Here is a 21,685-nt window from a genome sequence, read left to right as displayed (position 1 = left end):
GGAGAGATCCTTCTCTATCCAAGACGGATGAGGAACCCAACCACCTCACCCCCGGTTGTGGATTTCGCATATCAGAGGTCATCAAGCAGGTCACCCAAACCGTCACGGCACTGTGCGAGCGCCTTCATGATCAGCTTTTCCACCGCGCTTCGGCTGATCCCCAGACGGGTGGCGATGTCGGAATGGCTCAGCCCGTCGAACTTGTGCATGAGAAAAACCTGTCGCTGCCGGGCCGGCAGGTCAGCGATGATCGCTTCCAGACGCGCCACGCGCTGACGAAAATCGACGATACGTTCTGCCGAAGGAAGGTCGGCAGGCCGGTCATGGAACTCCGCCGTCGTGAAGTACCTCTCGCGGACCCCTTGCGCGCGAAGTCGGTCTATCGCCAGATTTTCCGCCACCTGCCCGACATAGGCGCCGGGGCTCGATATGTCCTGAACATCCTGCGCCCTGGCGAGTTTGAGCCACGTATCCTGCATCACGTCCTGGGCATCGGATACGGTGCCCAACCGTCGCGTCAGACGGCGCGTCAACCTGTCGTAGCCGCTCATCAAAGCGCCGAAAACCCCATGCGGATCGTCACGCTCGCCCATGTCCCGCGTCCCTCGCCGACATGGACAGCAGCCCCCGAACAACTGATTCCTGCATATGGCCATGCCACATGACTGCAAACTGCCTGAGACTGTCGCTTTCTTCTGGGGTCATTCCGGAATTCCGCTCTCCAACCATGAGCAGCGACACATGACGCTGAACAACTGAGCTGGCTGGTAGCTGACCCGCGCATCACACTATTGTGTGCCTCGGCAAGAGGCAACGGCACATCCACAGATAAACACCGACGCATCAAGGAGGATTCACGGCGCCAAGGTCTGCGCGCCGCACCACGGCCTGATGCGGTCAACCTACAGGCCCAGCCCCCGCTGCCGTCCTAACTGCCACGACACCGATCCGCCCTGCACGACGCCCATGACCTCGCGGCCGAGCTGGCGGTCGATGACCGGCCGCCACGGGACAAGGGTGAATTCATGGGATTGCTCAACCACGGCGAACTTGCCGCTCGATAGCTGCACGGTGCCGGTGAACTTGCCGCTGACGTTCTCGCCGTCCGTGGCGGCGCGGAACGGCAGCCCCTTGCTCTCGGCCATCACCGCGCCGACGCGGGCAACCTCGCGCTCGCGCAAGGTGGCGAGAAGGTTGCGCCGGTAAAAGACGCGGCCATTCCGTGCTCGGGTGGCGTCGCCCTGTTCGATATGATGCTCGCGGCGCTGGTCCATCGCCTCGCGCACCTGCTGGCCGAAGCCGGTCGGCGCAAGGTCGGCCGTCTCGCCATGGATCAATCGGCGGTCCAGCCATGTCGCGCCGTCCAATCCGATCTGCTTTTCCAGACCGACCGGGGACAGGACGCGCACACTGGCTTGCCGGTCGCGGCCGGCGTCATGGGCGGCGGCGCGGCTGACCAGATCATCGGGGATGCTCCATTGATCTGCGTCGATGCGCTCGACGATCCCGGCCCGGCGCAGCGCCTCCAGCCGGCGCACATGGGCATCGACATAGCCCTCATAGTCGCCGCCCGGAACGCGGCCCTCGAACTTCGCCTGCTCCAGATGGCGGCTCGGTCGATAGATGCCGTCCTCGGCGATGGCGGTGATGGTGCGGTCGGACGGCCGGGCTGCCGCTTCGGCCGGGCCGATCTCGACGATGCTGCCGATGCGGGCATCCTCCAGCCGCTCGGGCGCGATGCCGGCGATGTGGTGGGTGCGGCCGTCGATCCCGTCCACCACGACCGTCAGGTTCTCGCCCAGTTCGTCGGACAGGTGCTTGTCGATAACGCGGCCGGTGATGGGCAATGCGGGCGATCCGTCATGGATTTGGAAGCTCATCGGATCGCGGTCCAGACCATCGGCCTTCAGCGCCTCGTGCATGGTGCGGATGATGTCGCCGCGTGCGCCCAACTCGCGCAGGGTGGGTTCCAGCCGCTCGCTCAATTCCCAGATACCGGGCGCGTGTTCGGTGGCGAGGCCCATGCTCTCCAGCCTGGCAAGCCGGCGCAGGCGAAGGCTTCGCTCGAATTGCCGCCGGGGGCGTGCTGGGCTCAAGGCGCAGATCGAGATGCCGCGCATCGGCTTCCTCGGCCATGGCGCGGTCGAGCCGCGTGAACCGATCCTGATCTATCTCGTCGGTGAGCTTGCGGGTCTGATCGCCAGATCAAAGGCGAGTGTGAGGGTCTGGACGCGGCCGGCGAACCCGGATTTCCCGCGTGTGAACTGACCGATCTGGGGCATGGCAAGTCTCCTGTGGTTGATGGTTGAAGTGCGAAGTCACTGCGTCGGCGCGCGCCATTCAAAGCGGCCGTCGCCTTCCTCATCGGTCCAGAGCGGGATCGCCCTACCGATGACGGAATTTGCGGGGATGGCGCCGAAATATCGGCCGTCGAGGCTGTCGCGGACCTCCCGGTTCATCAGGAGCAGCTCGCCCTCGCGGATCACGCGGCAGCCCTGCCAGACGGGCAGATCGCGGCCGAGCCGATCGCGCGCCAGCGCCTCGCCCATCCCGATCCCGTCCAGCGTGACCGTCAGACCGTCACGGCAAACCCGCTGTCCCGGCAGGCCGAGCACGCGCTTCAGGAGCGGCACGACCGTCGCGACATAGCCGCGTTCGGCGATGAAACCGGCGAGCGGTTCAGGCGGCATGACGGCGACCAGATCGCCGATGGCCGGCTGCGGCTCCGGGCGCAGCATGTAGAACCCGACCGGCACGCTGGCGCTGGCATTCCAGATCAGCCGCGGCGCGATGTCGAGCAGCGAAAGGCCGAGGACGGTCAGCGCCGTCAGATATGTTGCCCAGAAATATCCGGCGGACGTCATGGGTCGATCCTCCGGCGGCCGATCCATGCGGCATGGCGTTCGGGCGTATAGGGATGCGGCTCCAGACCGGCGGTCAGGCGATTGTGGACGTACCGCCAATAGTCCGGCGATACTTCCGTCGGATCAAAGCCAAGCGCCTCCACGGCGTCGATCACCTGCAAGGCGTGCTGCACCTTCGGCCAGCCACTGAGGCGCAACAGGATTTCACCGCCGGGGCGGACGAAGGGTAGCGTCTGGAACGGCTCGCCGCGACCGATTGCCCGCACAATGTCGATGCGGGAAACGATCGTGCCGTAGTCGTTCGAGGCCCAGCGGACGAAGGCGAGGACCGCATCCGGCGCGAAACCGACGAGGCTGCGGCGGCGGTCGATGATCTGCTCATAGCTCTTGCGGCCGAACCTGATCCAGCGCTCGATCTTCTTTCGCTGGAAGGTCAGCTCGACCAGGGTGGTGACTGGCGCTGCACCGGCGGGATCGTTCCCCTGCTGCCGCGAAAACCTCGCCTTGATCGCCGACACCAGCATCTCGGGGGCCAGGGTGGCGCGGGAACTGGATGCGCTGGTCAGGATCTACGGCAAGCCGGCCTGTGTCGTCAGTGATCGACGAGGATCAGAAAACGATCCGGGGGATCGTTTTCCCGAGGAGGGGCACCGAGTTCACCAGCAAGGCGATCCTGAAATGGGCCAACGAGAACGGCGTCGAATGGCATTATATCGATCCGGGCAAGCCCCGGCAAAATGGCTACATCGAGTCATTCAATGGCAGCCTGCGCGACGAGCTTCCCCGTATCGACCGGGAACTGTCGAAGCTGCTGGCCGCGCTGAAGGCCGGCGGCCCGATCCAGGCCATCGTCGACGACATGAAGCGGCTGGAAGCCCGCAAGGCCGAGTTGACCGCAAAACTGGCCAATGCCGACGAGCCGCCGCCCCTGCTGCACCCGAACATGGCGGCGCTCTATGCTCAACGCATCGCAGAGCTTTCCGAGAACCTGCGGCACGAGGACAACCGTGCGCAGGCGGCGGAGATCCTGCACTCGCTGGTCGAGCAGGTGACGCTGGTGCCGGAGGATGGCGAACTGGCCATCGTGCTGCGCGGCGACCTCGGCGCGATCCTGCGCTTCGCGGCGGGCAGGAAGAACCCGGATTTCCTGTCGGAGGCCGAGGCGCTGGACAATCTTCTGGGGCGGATGGAGGCGTCGCGGAGGCCGTCGCCTAGGCAGCAAAAAACCTCCGCAGCCGGGGCTTTGGAGGTTTCGCAATTATCGTTGGTTGCGGGGCAAGCTATGATCTTTACTTGCGCCCGGAGCAAGTAAAGGTGGTTGCAGGTGTGCGCATTCATCAATCCTGGCAGTTTACTTCAACCAATCATCTCACCAAAGGCTCACTTCCACCATATGGCAGTTATGGTCTGTTTCGAACTGCTGCGTAGTTGTCATCACGCAAAGCAACTATGCCACAATACTAATAGTCTATCGGCTCAACCAACCCAGTGCATGGGTGATAGCGTACAAAATTCATACCATCTGTCCCGCGCCAGAAAAAAAACAACGCGATCTACCTATTCGCTCAACGATCTCGCAGCTTCACTGCCCGCCCCACTGCCATTGTCGCCACACCAAGACGCTTCAGCTTGACGATTCGCACATGGGCCTCTTAACGCTTCTTAAAGTATTCCCGGTGGTGCACTCCTCTTTGGACACGCCACAGCAGTGGCGTTGCGGGATTGGCTGGTGAACCGGAAGCGCCGCATCGGAACGGGCGGGCAGGCCTATCCGTTCCGACGGCGCCGGCCGGCGGAATTGCCGGCTGGCGGATATTCGATCCGCCCCATGGCCGCGCAGAAGGTTGGGCGGTCAGCCTGCCCCCGGCCCAGGGTCGGAGGCGGTCTCGCCTGCCGGCTTGTTGGCGTTGTCGATCAGGCGGCGGTGGCGGCGAGCCTCGGCCAGTATGTCCTCGAATCGTTCCAGCCCCTTGGCCTCTAGTGCCGCGATCAGCCGCAAATAGGCCTCGGCCGTTGCGCGGGCGTCGCCCATGGCGGTGTGGCGCGCCTCGGGCGGGATTATGATGCCAAGCCGCTCGGTCAGCGCATCCAGCGAATGCGGCACCGACTGGCCCCAGAGCATCGCCGAAAGCAGCACCGTATCCAGCACCTGATTGTCGAAATGCGCCCCGGTCTCGGGCACGGCGCGGCGCAGGAAGCCCATGTCGAAGGGTGCGTTATGGGCGACCAGCACCGTATCCTCGGCGAAATGGTGAAAGGCGGTCAGTGCTGCGGTCATGTCAGGGGCACCGGCCACCATCGCATCCGTGATGCCATGCACGGCGGTCGAGGCAGGCGGGATCGGCCGGCCGGGATCAACCAGCGTGTCGAAACGCTCGCCGGTCAGGCGGCCGCGGGCGATGCGCAGCCCGGCGATCTGCACGATGCGGTCAGCGGCGGGGTCAAGCCCGGTCGTCTCGGTGTCGAAGACCACGCAGGTCAGATCGGCCAGCCGCGACGAGGCCGCGCCGCGCCGCGACAGGGCGAAGTCATAGGTCAGCCCGGCGCTGTCCGGCCGGCCCGGCGCGATCGGCAGTGGCAGAACCAGCCGCGCCTGACCGTCCCGCGCCTCGGTCCAGATGCCGGTGGCATGCGCGGCCAGGATCTCGTGCCCGGTCAGTTCGGGCTGCGCCGGATCGGGCGGTTCGGCCAGCCAGGCCTCCAGCCGGTCCATGGGCAGCGCCGCCCCGGTCCAGAGCAGCAAGAGCCGCGCCTCGGACGCCTCGGCCCCGGCCTCGGCCTCGGCGGCAAGGCGGGGGGCCGCACCCTGTTCGCGCAGGCGGCGGTCCAGATGGCGCAGCAGCCCGTTCACGCCGGCCGCGTCAGCCAGCAGCACCAGCCGAGGCTGGTCGGGCGCCAGGTCCAGCCCGGCGGCCAGTTCGTTCAGCCCAGCCCCTCCGCGCGGGGCGTCACCGCTCATCGCCTCGGTCAGTACGCGCAGGACATTGGCCAATCCCTGCCCCTCGCTCTGGATCGCCTGCGCCAGAGCAGGCGGGATCGGTCCCTCCAACGCACCCAGCATTGGCACCAGGGTCGCGGCATGGCGGCGCAGAGTCTCCAGCAGGTCGCGCGGCGCGGGATGCTGCGGCGGACGGTCGTTCAGGATCAGCAGCGTGCCGCCATCGACCCGTCGCATGCGCCCCCACAGCCGCTGCCCGGCCGAGGTCAGGCAGGTCAGGTCCGTCGCCGCCGCCCCCGCCGCCAGACGCGCCGCCCCGGCCTCCAACGCGCCGCCGGGCAGATGGCGCTCGATGGGGCGGTCCAGCGCGATGCCCGGCAAGAGATGCGCGGCGGAGGCGTTGTAAAACATCACCCGTCCGGCCGGATCGGTCATCACCGCGCCGGCACCGATATCGGCAAGGATGGATTCCAGCGCCTCCTTCTCGCGTTGCAGGTCGGCGGCATGTTCGGCGACCGCATCGGCCAGCGCCTCGGCCGAACGCGCCCGCGCCTCGGCGGCGTCGCGCGCGGCGGGGCCCAGATCGGCAAGATAGCGGGCCTCCTCGATCTCGGGGGTCTGGCCGGTGCGCAAGCCCCCGGCCAGCAGTTCGATCGGGCGGGCCACGTTGCGGTCGAACAGGAACCAGATCCAGACGATCATCCCCAACGCGCCGAACCCCGCGATCAGCGCCGCAAGCGCCAGCGCGTCCAGCATCGCCTGGACCGGGACGCCCCGGCCCGTAAGGCTTGCCCCCGCCACCCACAGCGCCGCCGCCAAGATCGCGAGGACGGCGCCCGCAAGCCCGGCAAAGATCAACAGAACCCGAGCCCTCAGCGACAGCTGCGTCAGCATCGTCCCCCCAGCAGCCGCGCCAGTTCCGCGCGCAGCTCGGACAGCTCGAAGGGCTTGGCGATGAAGCCGTCCGCCCCCAGCGCCAGCCCCTTGCGGCGTTCCACGACCGAGCCGCGTGCGGTCATCAAAAGCACCCGCACATCGTTCAGCGCCGGATCGGCGCGCACATCCTGCACGATCTGATAGCCCGAGACGTCGGGCAGCATCACGTCCAGCAGCACCAGATCGGGACGGTTGGCCCGGATCTCCTCGACCGCGCCGGCACCCGTGGCCATGCGGCGGTGCTTGTGGCCGTCGCGCGACAGCAGGAAATCCAGGGCGGTAGCGATATTGTCCTCATCCTCGACCACAAGGATATCTGCCATCAGCCTCCTCCCCCGCAGACGACGGAATAGGCCGGGTCCGATGGGCCGGGGGGCGACCATGCGCCGCGCGCCGGCCGGACCAGCCCCTTCGCGCAATCGAATTCCTGCGGCACGACCAACGTAGGGCCACGCCGCTCGACCAGCGTGATCCCGGCCCGGCGGATGCCCTCGGCGGTCTCCGAGATGCCGGCCGGATCAAGGGCGGCAAAGCGGATCACGACCGGTGCCAGATAAGTCCAGGGCGCCCAGAGCTGACTGTCGCGGCCCACCAGCAGGATCTGCGCGTCCGCGGGCAGCCGGGCGACCGCGCGGTCATACCAAGCGTAGTCGTTCCAGACCGCATAAGCGACCATAGCAAGGCCGATGCCCGCCGGCAGCAGCCAGCGCGCCGGCGCCCACCCCAGCTTGCGCAACAGGTGCATTCCGGCATAAAGCAGCGCCGCCGCGCCCACGCCGACCGCGATCACGCCCAGCAGTTCGACCCCTATCCCGGTCATACGCCCCTCATCCCAACATCCCCTTGCCGTGGCCTAGCGCCGATTGCATCCCCCGCACCACCACGAAGGCGTCGCGCAGGTGGCTGCGTTGAAAGTCGGGCAGCGCGGCGGGGGACAGGTGGTTCCCCGGCCGTTCGCCCCCGCGGATCTGCGCGGCCTGGTTTTCCAACCGCGTGGTCTGGATCAGGTCATAGGCCGCGATCAAGTCGCGCGCGCCGCTACCCGAGATGACGCCCGCCGCCTGCGCCTCGACCAGCCGTGCCCTGGTGTTGACGGGGGTCAGCTGCCCCTGCAACGCATAGATCCGCGCGAGATCCGCCACGGGCACGACGCCATTGAGTTTCATGTCGATATGGTGGCGATGCTCGCCCGTGCGCGCGGTCGCGAAGCCGCCGATCAACCCCAAGGGCGGGCGGTGTTTCATCGCATTCGAGATCATATGCGCCACGAAGATCGAATTCTTCGCCGCCATGTGCAGGGTTTCCGCCTGAAGCCCGTCCAGCAGCGCGGCATCGCCGCCGATGGCGCGCAGGTCGAACATGACCGAGGCCAGCATTTGCGCCTCGGGGCTGGGATGGGCGATCCAGTCGTGGAAATAGCCGCGCCAGACCCTGCGCGGCTGGCGCCAGCGCGGGGTGATGGCCATCATTTCGCCCGGACAATAGACATAGCCGCATGCGTTCAGCCCGTCGCAGACAAAGCGCGCAAGCTCGGCGAACCACGGATCGTCCGAGTCGCAATCGTCGCCGAGGATCAGGCAATTGTCCTGATCCGACAAGCCGGTCTGTTCCTGCCGCCCCTGGCTGCCGCAGGCCGCCCATAGCCAGGGGCCGGGCGGCGGACCCAGCCGCGCCTCGGCCATGACCAGCAGGCGGCGGGTCACCGCATCGGCGATGTCGGTAATCATCCGGGTGATGGTTTCGTGCCGGTGATGGCCGTTGACCAGTTGCACCAGCAGCGCGGGAATGCGGCCGGTCGCCACCGCCATCTCGGCGACATCCGCCGCTTGCGCGATATCGCGGATCAGCGCCGAGGCCGAGATCGCCAGCACCCGCGTCAGGTCGGTCTGGCTGACCATGCCGACGAAGCGGGCCTTCTCGACCACCGGCAGATGGCCGATGCGGCGCTCGAGCATGATGTTCAGCACGTCATAGCCCAGTTCCGAGGGCGACAGCGTGATCGGCTCGGGCGTCATCACTTGCGCGACGGGCACGTTTCCGTCGCGCCCCTCGGCGACGATGCGGTTCGACATGTCGCGGATCGTGACCAGCCCGACCAGCCGATCCCCGTCCAGGACGCCGATGCTGCTGACGCGGGCGTCGCGCATGGCGCGGGCGGCCTCGATGGCAGGGGTCTGGGGGGTGCAGGTCAGCGGCGCCTGCCGCCCGATCAGGTCGCCGACCTTCAGCAGGGCCAGATCGCCTTCTCGATTGCCGGGCAAGCCGCCGCGGTCGAAGAAGCGCGCCACCGCGCGATGGCTGCCGATCAGCCGCATCAGCTCGGCACGGGGCAGCATCAGCACGGTCGAATCCTCGATGGCCGTCGCCGTGGTAACCGCCACCCCGTCGCGCAGCAGTCCCCTTTCGCCAAAGGAGTTGCGCGTCATCAGTTCGGAAACGGAATCTCCCACGGCATCCGAGACCCGGACCAAACCGCTCTCGATCAGGTAAACCCCCGCCAGCCTGTCGCCGTGGCGATAGATCACGCTGCCGGCCGGATAGGTCCTGCGCTTGAACGACGCCGCGGCCCGCTCCAGCTCGTCCTGCGGCAGGCTGTCATAGGGATGAACCGAGGCGATGAATGCAGCGATGTCGGTCATGGTTCTGCCCTGCCGATTGGCGGAAAGATCGCGCCCCCACGAAGGGACGCGACCGTTCGTCAGTGGGCCTGCGCCGCGCCGGCGCCGCGCGGGACGCGGATCGACTCGACCAGCTCACGCACCTCGACAGGCGGCTCCCTGGTGACGCTGGACACCAGATAGGCCACCGCGAAGTTGATCAGCGCGCCGACGGTCCCGAACGAGGCCGGCGAGATGCCGAACAGCCACGCATCGGCCGTGTCCGGCAGCATGTTGGTACCCGAGATGAAGAACCAGCCCTTGTAGGTGAAGATATAGACCAGCGTCGAGATGACCCCGGCCAGCATCCCCGCCATCGCGCCTTCCTTGTTCATTCGCGTCGAGAAGATGCCCAGCATCAGCACCGGGAAGATCGAGCTTGCGGCCAGGCCGAAGGCCAAAGCCACCGTCTGCGCGGCAAAGCCGGGCGGGTTCAGCCCCAGGATCGTCGCCACCAGGATCGACACCCCCATCGAGATGCGGGCGGCAAGCAGCTCTCCCTTCTCGCTGATGCCGGGGTTGATCGCGCCCTTGATCAGGTCGTGGCTGACCGCGCCCGAGATCGCCAGAAGCAGGCCCGCCGCGGTGGACAGCGCCGCCGCCAGGCCGCCGGCGGCGACGATGGCGATGACCCAGCCCGGCAGGTTGGCGATCTCCGGGTTGGCCAGAACCATGATGTCGTTGTTCACGGTGGTCAGTTCGTTACCCACCAGGCCCTGCTCGGCGACGATCGCCGCTACCGGTGCATTGGCGGCCCCGGCCTCGTTGTAATACTGGATCAGGCCGTCCCCATTCTTGTCCTCCCAGTTCAGCAGCCCGGTCAGCTGCCAGTTGCGCATCCAGTTCAGGTCTTCGCGGGTCTCGATGTCGCTCAGCGACACGGCCGGCTGGCTGAAGGTTTGGCCTGCCTCGGCGCCCGGCCACATGGTCGCGGTCAGGTTGAAGCGCGACATTGAGCCGACCGCCGGAGCGACGGTATAGAGCAGCGCGATGAAGACCAGCGCCCAACCCGCCGACTTGCGCGCATCGGCCACCTTCGGCACGGTGAAGAAGCGGATGATGACATGCGGCAGGCCCGCGGTGCCGATCATCAGCGCCATGGTGAACAGCACCATGTCCAGCGTCGACTGGTGATGGCCGGTATAGGAGCGGAAGCCCAGATCGGTGACCACCTGGTCCAGTGTCGCCAGGAACTTGGTGTCCGATGCGTTCAGCGTGCCGAACAGCCCGGTCTGCGGCAGCACATGGCCGGTCAGTTGCAGCGCGATGAACACCGCCGGGATGGTATAGGCAATGATCAGCACGATATACTGCGCCACCTGGGTATAGGTGATGCCCTTCATCCCGCCCAACACGGCATAGACGAAGACCAGCGCCGCGCCGATCCACAGCCCGGTCGAGCTGGACACTTCCAGATAGCGCGAAAAGGTCACGCCGACGCCGGTCATCTGGCCGATCACATAGGTGATCGAGATGATCAGCAGGCAGATCACGCCGATGATCCGCGCCGTGCCCGAATAGAAGCGGTCGCCGATGAATTCCGGCACCGTGAACTTGCCGAACTTGCGCAGATAGGGCGCAAGCAGCATCGCCAGCAGCACATAGCCGCCGGTCCAGCCCATCAGATAGGTCGAGTTGTCATAGCCGGTGAAGGCGATGAGGCCCGCCATCGAGATGAACGAGGCGGCGGACATCCAGTCGGCCGCCGTGGCCATGCCGTTCATGACCGGGCTGACGCCCCGGTTGGCGGCATAGAATTCGGCCGTGGACCCGGCGCGGGCCCAGATCGCGATGCCGATGTAAAGCGCGAAGGACGCGCCGATGACCAGGAGATTGAGGGTAAATTGGCTCATGGGATGCTCCTCACTCGTCCACGCCGTGTTCGGCATCGAGCTTGTTCATGCGCCAGGCATAGAAGAAGATCAGCACGATGAAGACCAGGATCGAGCCTTGCTGCGCGAACCAGAATCCCAGGTCGGTTCCTCCCACCGATATGCCCGCCACCATCGGCCGCAGGATGATCCCGAAGCCATAGGACACCAGGGCCCAGATGATCATGCACAGCCAGATCAGTTTGAGATTGGCCTGCCAGTATGCGTTTGACGATTGTCTGTCACTCATGTCCTTAAAATCCTCCCTTTTTCAAACATGTCGTTCCGTCTTTTTCGACGTGTTTGCTCCTCCGTTTCTCCCGGCGAAAAGGGCCGGGAGCGTGTTCCGCGCCTGGGTTCAGGCGCGGTTCATCCGGTTCTCGATCAGTTCGTCGACGACGCCGGGGTCGGCCAGCGTCGAGATGTCGCCGAGCGCGCCGAAATCGTCCTCGGCGATCTTGCGCAGGATGCGGCGCATGATCTTGCCCGAGCGCGTCTTGGGCAGGCCCGGCGCCCATTGGATCAGGTCGGGCTTGGCGATGGGGCCGATCTCGGTGCGGACCCATTTCTCCAGCTCGGCGCGCAGCTCGTCGCTGGGCTCGACCCCGTTCATCAGCGTGACATAGGCATAGATGCCCTGCCCCTTCAGCGGGTGCGGATAGCCCACGACCGCGGCCTCGGCCACCTTCTCATGCGCGACCAGGGCCGATTCCACCTCGGCCGTGCCCATGCGGTGCCCCGAGACGTTGATGACGTCGTCGACCCGGCCGGTGATCCAGTAATAGCCGTCCTTGTCCCGCCGGCAGCCGTCGCCGGTGAAGTAATAGCCCGGATATTGCTGGAAATAGGTCTCCATGAAGCGCTGGTGGTCGCCCCAGACGGTGCGCATCTGCCCCGGCCAGCTGTCGGCAATGCACAGCACGCCGTCGATCTCTTCGCCATGGCCGTCCTGCGGCACGCCGCTCTGCGCGTCCAGAACCACCGGCTTGACGCCGAAGAAGGGCAGCGTGGCCGAGCCCGGCTTGGCCTCGATGGCGCCGGGCAGCGAGGTGATCATGTGCCCGCCGGTCTCGGTCTGCCACCAGGTATCGACGATCGGGCAGCGGCCCTTGCCGACATGCTTGTCATACCAGACCCAGGCCTCGGGGTTGATCGGCTCGCCCACCGTGCCCAGCACGCGCAGGCTGGAGAGGTCGTATTTCTCGACCCATTCCGGCCCCTGCCCCATCAGCGAGCGGATGGCGGTCGGCGCGGTATAGAACTGGTTGACCTGGTGCTTGTCGCAGACGGCCCAGAAGCGGCCGGCATCGGGCCAGGTCGGCACGCCCTCGAACATCAGCGTGGTGGCGCCGTTGGCCAGCGGGCCGTAGACGATATAGCTGTGCCCCGTCACCCAGCCCACGTCGGCCGTGCACCAGAACACGTCGCCGTCCTTGTAGTCGAAGACGTATTGATGCGACATCGCGGCGAACAGCAGGTAGCCGCCGGTGGTATGGACCACGCCCTTGGGCTTGCCGGTCGAACCCGAGGTATAGAGGATGAACAGCGGATCCTCGGCATTCATCGGCCGCGGCGGGCAGTCGGGGCTGACCTCGTCCATCAGCTTGAGGACATCGACGTCGCGGCCCTCGATCCAGCTGGTCTGGTCGCCGGTATGCTTGACCACCAGGCAGCGCACCCGGTCCGAGCAATGCAGAAGCGCCGCGTCGGCGTTCGACTTCAGCGCCGTGCGCCGGCCGCCGCGCGGCGCGGTGTCGGCGGTGATGACCAGCTTGGCACCCGAATCGTTGATGCGGTTGGCCAGCGCGTCGGGCGAGAAGCCGGCGAAGACGATGGAATGGATGGCGCCGATCCGCGCGCAGGCCAGCATGGCATAGGCCGCCTCGGGGATCATCGGCATGTAGATCACCACCCGGTCGCCGCGCATCACCCCCTGGCTCAGCAGGACGTTGGCAAAGCGGTTCACCTTTTCCGACAGTTCGGCATAGGTGATGTGGCGCGCCGGCTGGCTGGGGTCGTCCGGCTCGAAGATGATCGCGGTCTGGTTCGCGCGCTTGGGCAGGTGGCGGTCGACGCAGTTGACCGAGGCGTTCAGGATGCCGTCCTCGAACCATTTGACCGAGACCTGGCCCATGGTGAAATCGGTGTTCTTCACCTTGGTATAGGACTGGATCCAGTCCAGCCGCTTGCCCTCGCGCCCCCAGAACCCGTCGGGGTCCGAGATCGATTCGGCATACATGCGGGCGTAATCGGCCGGCTGGACCAGGGCATCCTCGAAGCCGGGCGGAATGGGATGTTTCGCAACATTTTCAACGGACATGGCTCCCCCTCATAAGCAATCGCATCTTTTCCCCTTCCCTGCGGCGCCATATCGACGCCTCCACGTCGGGCCGCTGCAAGAAAGCTCGAGAACGATGTTAAACCGATCACCGCATCCATGTTAAGCGTTTATATATAAAGGAAATTTTGTTAATAAATTGACAGGTTGGATATGCGATTTGTAAATATTTTACATGCCGGCTTGATCCGTCATCCCGAATCGTCTTCCCGACCGTGACAGCGGTCCGAGAGAACGCCGCCAGCGCATCCGGGGGCGAGCATTCGCCAACAGCGCATCGGGGCAGCCAAGCAGCTGCGCCGTGCGATGATCCCGGCTTCGTCGCAGGGACTGCGTTTGCGAAGGCAGGGACGGGCACGGCCCCTGGAGGATCGCGGGGCCGCGCGATATATTCACATGCAGCTTTCAAACAGCGCGCGAGTGTTTTCGCGCGTCATCTCGACGGGGTTTCCGCCGCAACTCGGATCCTCCAGCGCCATCTCGGTCAGTTCGTCCAGACGTTCGGACTGGACGCCCAACCGGGTCAGGTTCTGGGGGATGGCAAGCTCGCTGCGCAGCTCGATCACCCGCGCGCGAAAGCCGTCGAAGCCGCCCTTGATGCCGAGATAGTCGGCGGCGCGGGCAAGCCGGTCCTCGATGGCCGGTCGGTTGAAGTCCAGCACCATCGGCATGACCACCGCATTCGTGGTGCCGTGATGGGTGCCATAGACCGCGCCGACCGGATGGCTCAGGCTATGGATCGCGCCCAGCCCCTTCTGGAAGGCGACGGCCCCCATGGCGGCGGCGCTCATCATGTTCGCGCGGGCCTCGATGTCGTCGGGCGTGGCATAGGCGCGGGGCAGGTATTCGTTCACCAGCCGCAGCCCCTCAAGCGCGATGCCCTGCGACATGGGGTGGTAATGGGGCGAGCAGAACGCTTCGAGGCAATGGGCGAAGGCATCCATGCCGGTGCCGGCGGTGATGACTTTCGGCATGCCCACGGTCAGTTCGGGGTCGCAGACAGTGACGGCCGGCATCAGCTTGGGATGGAAGATGATCTTCTTCTTGTGCGTGGCCGAGTTCGTCAGGACCCCGGCGCGCCCGACCTCGGAGCCCGTGCCCGCCGTCGTCGGCACGGCAATGATGGGCGCGATCTTGCCGGCATCCGCGCGGGTCCACCAGTCGCCGATGTCCTCCAGGTCCCAAACGGATACGGTCTGGCCCGCCATCAGCGCGATCATCTTGCCCAGGTCCAGCGCCGAGCCGCCGCCAAAGCAGATCACGCCGTCATGTCCGCCGGCTTTGTAGGCGGCGATGCCGGCCTCCATATTGCCCTCGTGGGGGTTCGGATCGACCTCGGAAAAGACCGCGCGGCCAAGGCCGGAGGCATCCAGAATATCCAGGGCCTGCGCGGCTATGGGCAGGCTCGCCAGTGCCTTGTCTGTCACAAGCAGGGGACGCGCGATGCCCGCGGCCCTGCAATGCTCGGCCAGTTCGGTGACGCGGCCCGCGCCGAATTTTATGGTGGTCGGATAGGACCAGTTCGCCCGAAGCGTCATTTCGTCACCTTTTTCAGATGGTAGGATTTCGGCCGCGTCACGGCCAGATAGCCAAGGCCCGACAGCGCTGCGCCGCGTCCGGTGTCCTTGCAGCCGGTCCAGCACAGCGCCGGGTCCAGATAGTCGCAGCGGTTCATGTAGACGGTGCCGGTTTCAAGCCGGCTGCCGATCCGGGCGGCGGCATCGGCATCGGCGGTCCAGATCGAGGCGGTCAGCCCATAGTCGCAATCATTCATCAGCCGGATCGCCTCGGCATCGTCGCGAACCGGCATGATGCCGACGACGGGGCCGAAGCTTTCCTCTCGCATCACGCGCATATCGTGGGTCACGTCGACCAGCACCTGCGGCGCAAGATAGGCGCCGCCATCATCGGCGGGAAAGTGCGCCGGGTCGATCAGCGGCCTTGCCCCCTGCGCCACGGCCTCGGCGACCTGCGCGCGGACCAGATCGGCAAAGCGCCGGTGCGCCATCGGCCCCATCGTCGTATCCGGGTCGTGGGGATTGCCCAGCCTCTGCGCGTTCACCCAATCGGCGGCCTTGGCCACGAAGGCGTCAAAGAGGCTTTCGTGGACATAGATCCGCTCGATCCCGCAGCAGCACTGGCCGCTGTTGAACATGGCGCCGTCCATCAGCCCGTCCACCGCCGCATCCAGATCGGCATCGGCGCGGACATAGCCGGGATCCTTGCCGCCCAGTTCCAGCCCGGTCGCGGTAAAGGTCCCCGCGGCGGCCCGCTCGATCGCACGCCCCCCGGCGACCGAGCCCGTGAAGTTCACGAAGCCGAAGCTGCGCTCGACGATCAGTGCCTCGGTCGTCTCGTGGTCCAAGACGACATTCTGCATGATGTCGGCGGGAACGCCGCCTCGATGCAGCGCCTCGGCCAGACGCTCGCCCGCCAGCAGGGTCTGGGTCGCATGCTTCAGGATCACGGCATTGCCGGCGACCAGGGCGGGCACGACCGTGTTGACGGCGGTCAGGAAAGGATAGTTCCAGGGCGCGATGACAAAGACCACGCCCACCGGCTCGCGCCGGATCTCACGCGCGAAATGATCGCTGTCTTCGACCATGGTCGGGGCAAGGGCCTGGGCCGCGATCTTCATCATATGGTCGGCGCGTTCGTTGACGCCGCCGAATTCACCGCCGTAGCGGATCGGGCGGCCCATCTGATCGGCCAGTTCGGGCACTATCGCGTCCTTCATGGCGTTCAGCGCCGCGATCCCGGCGCGGATGCGGGCGACCCGCTCGTCCAGCGGCAGCGCCGCCCATCCGGGCTGGGCGGCACGGGCGCGGGCAACGGCGGCGCGCGCGTCCTCGATGCCCAGGGTCTGCCTTTCGACAAGGGTCTTGCCGGTGGTGGGCGATATCAGGGCGATGGTCTTGCTCATCTCTTCCTCGTATTGGCGGAGGTTCCGGCGGATCGTGTCAGGCGCGCTCGAACCCGCGGGCCAGTTCCCAATCGGTGACGGCGCGGTTGAATTCCTCGACTTCCCAGCGGGCGGCGTGGACATAGTGATCGATGACCCCATCGCCCATCGCCGCGCGCAACATGGCCGAGCCATCCAGGGCATCGGCGGCCTCATGCAGGGTCTTGGGCACCTGCCGGGCATCCTGGGCCGCATAGGCGTCGCCGGTGAATTCCGGCTCCAGCGCCAGTTTCCGCTCGATCCCCTCCAGCCCGGCGGCGAGCAGCGCGGCGCAGGCCAGATAGGGGTTCAGGTCCGATCCGCCGATCCGGCATTCGATGCGCACGCTCCTGGTGTTGTCGCCGCAAACGCGGAAACCTGCTGTGCGGTTGTCCACCGACCAGATCGCATTCGTCGGTGCGAAAAGGCCGGTCACGAAACGCTTGTAGCTGTTGACATAGGGGGCAAGAAAAAAGGTCAGCGCGCGCGCATGTTCCAGTTGGCCCGCCATGTAATGCCGCATCAGGTCGGACATGCCATGTTCGGCACTCTCGTCGAAAAAGGCGTTCTCGCCGTCCCTGAACAGGGATTGATGCACATGGCTGGACGAGCCTGCCTGGCCATGCGCGACTTTCGCAAGGAAGGTGGCCGAGAGGCCGTGCCTGCTCGCGATCTCCTTGGTTGCAGCCTTGACCACGACATGCATGTCCGAGGTATCCAGCGCATCCGAATATCTGACATTGATCTCGTGCTGGCCGGCGTTGGCTTCACCCTTCGAATTCTCGACCGGGATGCCGGCGCCGTAAAGACCGTTGCGCAGATCCCGCATCACGGGTTCCTCACCGAAGGTGCCGCTGAGGGCATAGTCGACATTGTGGCGCGCAGTCGGGACAAGGCAGCGATAGCCGCTGTCGAAGTGATGCTTGAAGGATTGCTCGAACAGGTAGAATTCAAGCTCGGTCGCCATCATCGGCTGGAAACCCAGGGCGGCCGCGCGTTCGACCTGCCGGCGCAACACGCTGCGCGGGGCGTGGGGGACCAGTTCGTGGGTCTTGTGGTCGTAGAGATCGCACATGCACAGCGCGGTTCCCGCCGCCCAGGGCAGGCGGCGCAGGGTCGAAAGGTCCGGCTTCATCACGTAGTCGCCGTAGCCCGCCGCCCAGCTTGCCGCCGCATAGCCCGGCACCGTGTTCATCTCCAGATCGGTCGCCAGCAGATAGTTGCAGCAATGCGTCTCGTCGTGGTTCTCGAGAAAATGGGCTGCGTGGAAGCGTTTGCCCATCAAACGGCCCTGCATATCGACCAACGCGACGATCACGGTGTCGATTTCGCCGGCTTGGACCGCCTGCTCGAGGTTTTTCAAGGAAAGGTTGGCAGGCATGGGTGACTCCGGTAAGGAGGGCGCACCATCGCGGATGCGCCCAGTCGCAGTGATCACGAATAGCGATAGGGTGGACCTGCCTTCTCCATCGCTTCGTTGTATTCCTTGATCTGGGCCACGACGCGGGCCTTGACCTCGGATTCCGCGGCGATCTCGTCCCAGAATTTCTTGGCGGCCTCCTCGACGGTGGCCCATTCCTCGGCGGGAATCGTCGTCAGTTGCATCTTGTCGCCGCCGACGCGAAGCCGCGCCTCGCCCGCCCAATACCAATGCTGGCGATAGTAATGGGATTGGTCGAAGACGGCTTTCATCAGCTCCTTCAGATGGTCGGGCACCTCGTCCCAACGCTGCTGGTTGGCAAAGAAATGGCCGATCCATGCGCCCGAGATGTTGTTGGTCAGGAAATGGCCCGTCGCCTCGGCCCAGCCGACGGTATAGTCCTCGGTGATGCCGCACCAGGCGACGCCGTCCAGCTCGCCCGTCTGCAGCGCGACCTCGATATCCTCCCAGGGCAAGGTGACGGGCACGACGCCGAATTGCGCGAGGAACCGTCCCGCCGTCGGGAAGGTAAAGACACGCTTGCCCTGAAGGTCGGCCAGGCTGTTGATCGGCTGCTTGGTCGCGAAGTTGCAAGGATCCCAAGACCCTGCCGAGATATGCTGGATGCCGTGCTTGGCGTATTCCTCTTTCCAGATCTCGTCCAGACCATAGTGGTTGAAGAGCGCCGGCACATCCAGAGAATAGCGCAGCGCAAAGGGGAAATAGCCGCCGAAGACCGTCACCTCGGTGGGCGAGGCCATGCTATCGTCATCGGACTGCACCGCGTCGATGGTGCCGTTCTGAAGCGCGCGGAACAGCTCGGGCGTGGGCACGATCTGGTCGGCATAGTAAAGCTCGATCTCCATCTGGCCGTTGGCGATCTTGTTGAAGGCGTCTACCGCAGGCTTGCAGACATGCTCGCCCAGTGCCGCACCCGCATAGGTCTGCATCCGCCATTTCAGCGGTGCGCCCTGTGCGATGGCGGGGGCGGCAAGGGCGCCGACCCCGGCCGCGGCGACGCCGCTGGTCAAGAGCTCTCGTCTGGTCGTGTTCATCGTCTTTACCTCCTTGCCGGTTGTCATTGTCCATAGATCGACTGGGGCAGCCACATGGCGATGCCGGGGAACGCAATGACCAGCCCGAGCGTCAGCAGCATGATCATCACGAAGGGCAATACCGAGCGATAGATCACCCCAAGCGTGAAATCCCGAGGCGCGAGCGCACGCATCAGGAACAGGTTGTAGCCGAACGGGGGCGTCAGGTAGGCGATCTGGCAGGTGATGGTATAAAGGATGCCATACCACACCAGATCGAAGCCGAGGCTGCGCGCCATGGTGACATAGATCGGCGCGACGATCACCAGCATCGCGGTGTCGTCCAGGAACATCCCCAGGATCAGGAAGGACGCCTGCATGATCAGCAGCACCTGCAAGGGCGTCAGATGCATCTCGCCCAGAAACAGCCGCCCGATGGCGCGGCCCGCGCCCAGCCCGTCGAAGACCGCACCGAAGCTGAGCGCGGCCATGATGATCAGCATGAACATGCAGGTGATCGCCAGCGTCTGGCGGGTCGCGATTTCGAACACGTGCCGGGTGAAGCGGCCCTTGAGGACGGCGGCGACCACCGACGACACGGCACCGATGACGCTGCTTTCGGTCAGCGAGGTCCAGCCCTTGACGAAAGGGATCATCATGGCGGCGAAGATGATGATCGGCAGGATGCCCGCGCGCAACAGCCGAAACCGTTGCGGCCAGGTGATGGCCGCGCGTTCCTCGGCCGGCATCGGGGGGGCCAGCGCCGGATTCAGCCAGGTGCGGATCAGGATATAGGCGATGAACAGCGCGGCCATCAGCAACCCCGGCCCGATCCCCGCCAGCCACAGCTGGCTGACCGGCTGGCGCGCGATCAGCGAATACAGCACCAGAACGACGGAAGGCGGGATCAGGATGCCGAGGCTGGACCCCGCCTGAATGACGCCCGAGATCATCGGCTTGTCATAGCGATGCTTGACCAACTCGGGCAAGGCGATGGTGGCGCCGATGGCCATGCCGGCGACCGACAGCCCGTTCATGGCCGAGATCATCACCATCAACAGCACCGTGCCGATGGCGAGCCCGCCCGGCAGCGGCCCGAACCAGACGTGAAACATCCGATAAAGGTCGTCGGCCAGCCGCGATTCCGACATGACATAGCCCATGAAGACGAACATCGGCAGCGTCAGCAACGCGTTCCACCGCATCACCTTCATCACCGCCGAAAAGCCCATGTCGGTGCCGCCCGGCCCCCACAAGAGCAGCGCCGCCACCACGGCGACGAAGCCGATGGCCCCGAAGACCCGCTGCCCCGTGATCATCATCAGAAGCATCGTCGAGAACATCAGGATGGCGATCCACTCATGGCTCATCTGTTGACCTCGCCGACAAAGGGGCGGGGAATGTCGACGTTGCGCAGAATGGCGATGTCGCGGATCAGATGGGCGATGGCTTGCAGGATCATAAGCGCAAAGCTGATCGTGATGACGACCTTGATCGGCCATAACGGAGGGCGCCACGCGCTTGGCGCGCGCTCGCCTATCCGAAAGCTGTAGGCGGTGCTGTCCACCGCCCCCCACAGCATCACGCCCAGATAGAACAACAGGCAGAAGATGGTGAAGATGTCCCAGATCGCCTGCCGCTTCACCGGCATCCGGGCATAGAGCAGGTCCATCCGCACGTTCGCGCCCAGTTGCATCGAATAGGGTGCGCCCAGAAGGTAATAGGCGACCAGCGTGAATTGCGCCACCTCCAGCGTCCACAGCGACGGCATCCTGATCACCTTGGTGAACGAGGACCACAGCAGGACGCCCATGATCACGAACAGCAGATACATGACGATGCGGCCAAGGCGGTAGTTCAGCGCCTCGATGCGCCTGACATAGCAGATCGCCCAGTTCGGCATCACAGGCACTCCTTCACGGCTTCGCGGATCGCCGGGGCCAGACGGTTCGCCATGGCCTGCTGCGCCACCGGCGTCGCGATCAGGTCGTTGCGGATTTCCAGCATCGCATGGTCCAGCCCAAGGGGCGTGGCATGCAGCGCCAGCGTATGGGTCACGCCGTCGGCGGCGCTGTAGGGATCGTTCAGGCGGGTGAGAAGCCCGACGTCGCGTGCCAGGATGGCTCGTGCCAGCCTGTCGTCGGCCTCGTGGATGATGCCGAATTCGACCTCTCGCCTTGTACTGAAATAGACGGGAGTAAAGCTGTGGACGGTAATCAGCGCGGTCGGCCTGCCGCTGGCCAGCCTGCGGGCCAACAGGGAAAACAGCGCCGCATGAAAGGGAATGTAATGCGCCCTGGTCCGCTCCAGCCGCTGCCGGGGGGTCAGATCGCGATTGCCGGGAATGTCATATGCCTCGCTACGCGCAGGCATCGCGCCTGGTGAATCGGGGGGGCGGTTCAGGTCATAGATCAGGCGCGAAGCCGTCGCGTGGATCAGCGGCGCGTCCAGCGCGGAGGACAGCCCCTTCGCCACGCCAAGCGCGCCGGGATCCCATGCGATATGGGCCTGGCGCTGATCGACGCTCAGCCCAAGCGCATTGGCCGCAGCCGTCAGATCGTTCGAGGCATGCTCGCACACGATGACCGCATCACCGCTGCCTTCCGCGTTATCTATCTGGAAAAAGAATGCAGGATCAGACATGCGCGCGCTCCATTGCTGCTCAGGTTGAAGCAGCCGGGGCGAG

The 21,685-nt window shown here is 65.4% G+C and carries 19 protein-coding genes and 1 pseudogene; 1 reads left to right on the top strand and 19 read right to left on the bottom strand.

Translation table 11 applies throughout. The annotated features are described in order from the left end of the window. Positions 1-71 precede the first annotated feature (71 nt). The 5 genes from E3U25_RS11490 to E3U25_RS11470 form a co-directional block, all read right to left on the bottom strand. Positions 72-593: an RNA polymerase sigma factor gene (locus E3U25_RS11490; RefSeq protein ID WP_036760333.1), complete on the bottom strand. Its 522-nt coding sequence runs from the start codon at positions 591-593 to the stop codon at positions 72-74. Between the two features lie 309 nt (positions 594-902). Continuing rightward, positions 903-2,024: a DUF3363 domain-containing protein gene (locus E3U25_RS11485; protein WP_208861632.1), complete on the bottom strand. Its 1,122-nt coding sequence runs from the start codon at positions 2,022-2,024 to the stop codon at positions 903-905. Positions 2,025-2,168: 144 nt separating this feature from the next. Beyond that, positions 2,169-2,282 (bottom strand): DUF736 family protein, encoded by a 114-nt coding sequence (locus E3U25_RS11480; RefSeq protein ID WP_072464205.1) that lies wholly within the window; start codon positions 2,280-2,282, stop codon positions 2,169-2,171. Positions 2,283-2,318: 36 nt separating this feature from the next. Then, entirely contained in the window at positions 2,319-2,864 is a 546-nt protein-coding gene (locus E3U25_RS11475; RefSeq protein ID WP_208861631.1) for a S26 family signal peptidase, read from the bottom strand. Further along, the gene (locus tag E3U25_RS11470; protein ID WP_244295334.1) at positions 2,861-3,373 is read right to left on the bottom strand and encodes a DUF2840 domain-containing protein; all 513 of its coding nucleotides are present in this window, start codon (positions 3,371-3,373) and stop codon (positions 2,861-2,863) included. The genes E3U25_RS11475 and E3U25_RS11470 overlap by 4 nt, the downstream gene beginning before the upstream one ends. Between E3U25_RS11470 and E3U25_RS11465 the strand changes: the two are divergent. Beyond that, positions 3,348-3,645: pseudogene (locus E3U25_RS11465) on the top strand (integrase core domain-containing protein); the annotation flags it as partial. The gene E3U25_RS11470 and the pseudogene E3U25_RS11465 overlap by 26 nt on opposite strands. Positions 3,646-4,716: 1,071 nt before the next feature. Here the strand turns inward: E3U25_RS11465 and E3U25_RS11460 are convergent. The 14 genes from E3U25_RS11460 to E3U25_RS11395 form a co-directional block, all read right to left on the bottom strand. Further along, positions 4,717-6,696, bottom strand: a complete 1,980-nt coding sequence (locus E3U25_RS11460) for a 3'-5' exonuclease (RefSeq protein WP_116222536.1) — start codon at positions 6,694-6,696, stop codon at positions 4,717-4,719. Beyond that, the gene (locus E3U25_RS11455) at positions 6,690-7,061 is read right to left on the bottom strand and encodes a response regulator transcription factor (RefSeq protein WP_036760340.1); all 372 of its coding nucleotides are present in this window, start codon (positions 7,059-7,061) and stop codon (positions 6,690-6,692) included. Before E3U25_RS11455 ends, E3U25_RS11460 begins: the two co-directional genes overlap by 7 nt. Then, entirely contained in the window at positions 7,061-7,558 is a 498-nt protein-coding gene (locus E3U25_RS11450) for a hypothetical protein (RefSeq protein WP_036760342.1), read from the bottom strand. Before E3U25_RS11450 ends, E3U25_RS11455 begins: the two co-directional genes overlap by 1 nt. A gap of 7 nt (positions 7,559-7,565) precedes the next feature. Next, positions 7,566-9,377, bottom strand: coding sequence for a DUF294 nucleotidyltransferase-like domain-containing protein (locus E3U25_RS11445; protein ID WP_116222535.1), 1,812 nt, complete (start codon positions 9,375-9,377; stop codon positions 7,566-7,568). 59 nt (positions 9,378-9,436) lie between these two features. Next, complete coding sequence (locus E3U25_RS11440; protein ID WP_036760346.1) at positions 9,437-11,248, bottom strand: sodium:solute symporter family protein; 1,812 nt, start codon at positions 11,246-11,248, stop codon at positions 9,437-9,439. A 10-nt stretch (positions 11,249-11,258) separates the two neighbouring features. Beyond that, the gene (locus tag E3U25_RS11435) at positions 11,259-11,516 is read right to left on the bottom strand and encodes a DUF4212 domain-containing protein (RefSeq protein ID WP_036760348.1); all 258 of its coding nucleotides are present in this window, start codon (positions 11,514-11,516) and stop codon (positions 11,259-11,261) included. 108 nt (positions 11,517-11,624) lie between these two features. Then, positions 11,625-13,586, bottom strand: coding sequence for an acetate--CoA ligase (gene acs, locus E3U25_RS11430; protein WP_116222534.1), 1,962 nt, complete (start codon positions 13,584-13,586; stop codon positions 11,625-11,627). Between the two features lie 410 nt (positions 13,587-13,996). Then, a complete protein-coding gene (locus E3U25_RS11425; protein ID WP_036761013.1) occupies positions 13,997-15,142 on the bottom strand; it encodes an iron-containing alcohol dehydrogenase in 1,146 nt (381 codons plus the stop codon). Next, positions 15,139-16,527, bottom strand: a complete 1,389-nt coding sequence (locus E3U25_RS11420) for an aldehyde dehydrogenase family protein (protein WP_116222533.1) — start codon at positions 16,525-16,527, stop codon at positions 15,139-15,141. The genes E3U25_RS11425 and E3U25_RS11420 overlap by 4 nt, the downstream gene beginning before the upstream one ends. Before the next feature lie 37 nt (positions 16,528-16,564). Further along, complete coding sequence (locus E3U25_RS11415; RefSeq protein ID WP_116222532.1) at positions 16,565-17,926, bottom strand: glutamine synthetase family protein; 1,362 nt, start codon at positions 17,924-17,926, stop codon at positions 16,565-16,567. A 53-nt stretch (positions 17,927-17,979) separates the two neighbouring features. Next, entirely contained in the window at positions 17,980-19,020 is a 1,041-nt protein-coding gene (locus tag E3U25_RS11410; protein ID WP_036761014.1) for a TRAP transporter substrate-binding protein, read from the bottom strand. Positions 19,021-19,043: 23 nt separating this feature from the next. After that, positions 19,044-20,369 (bottom strand): TRAP transporter large permease, encoded by a 1,326-nt coding sequence (locus E3U25_RS11405; RefSeq protein WP_036761004.1) that lies wholly within the window; start codon positions 20,367-20,369, stop codon positions 19,044-19,046. Beyond that, positions 20,366-20,902: a TRAP transporter small permease subunit gene (locus E3U25_RS11400; protein WP_036761001.1), complete on the bottom strand. Its 537-nt coding sequence runs from the start codon at positions 20,900-20,902 to the stop codon at positions 20,366-20,368. Before E3U25_RS11400 ends, E3U25_RS11405 begins: the two co-directional genes overlap by 4 nt. Further along, on the bottom strand, positions 20,902-21,642 hold the full coding sequence (locus E3U25_RS11395) for an N-formylglutamate amidohydrolase (protein ID WP_116222531.1): 741 nt from the start codon (positions 21,640-21,642) through the stop codon (positions 20,902-20,904). Before E3U25_RS11395 ends, E3U25_RS11400 begins: the two co-directional genes overlap by 1 nt. Positions 21,643-21,685: the final 43 nt, after the last annotated feature.

The sequence above is a fragment of the Paracoccus versutus genome, assembly GCF_029909795.1.
In the GTDB taxonomy this organism is placed as follows: domain Bacteria; phylum Pseudomonadota; class Alphaproteobacteria; order Rhodobacterales; family Rhodobacteraceae; genus Paracoccus; species Paracoccus versutus.
The sequence above is the reverse complement of the archived record's forward strand: the minus strand, read 5'-3'. Positions and strand labels throughout refer to the sequence as shown.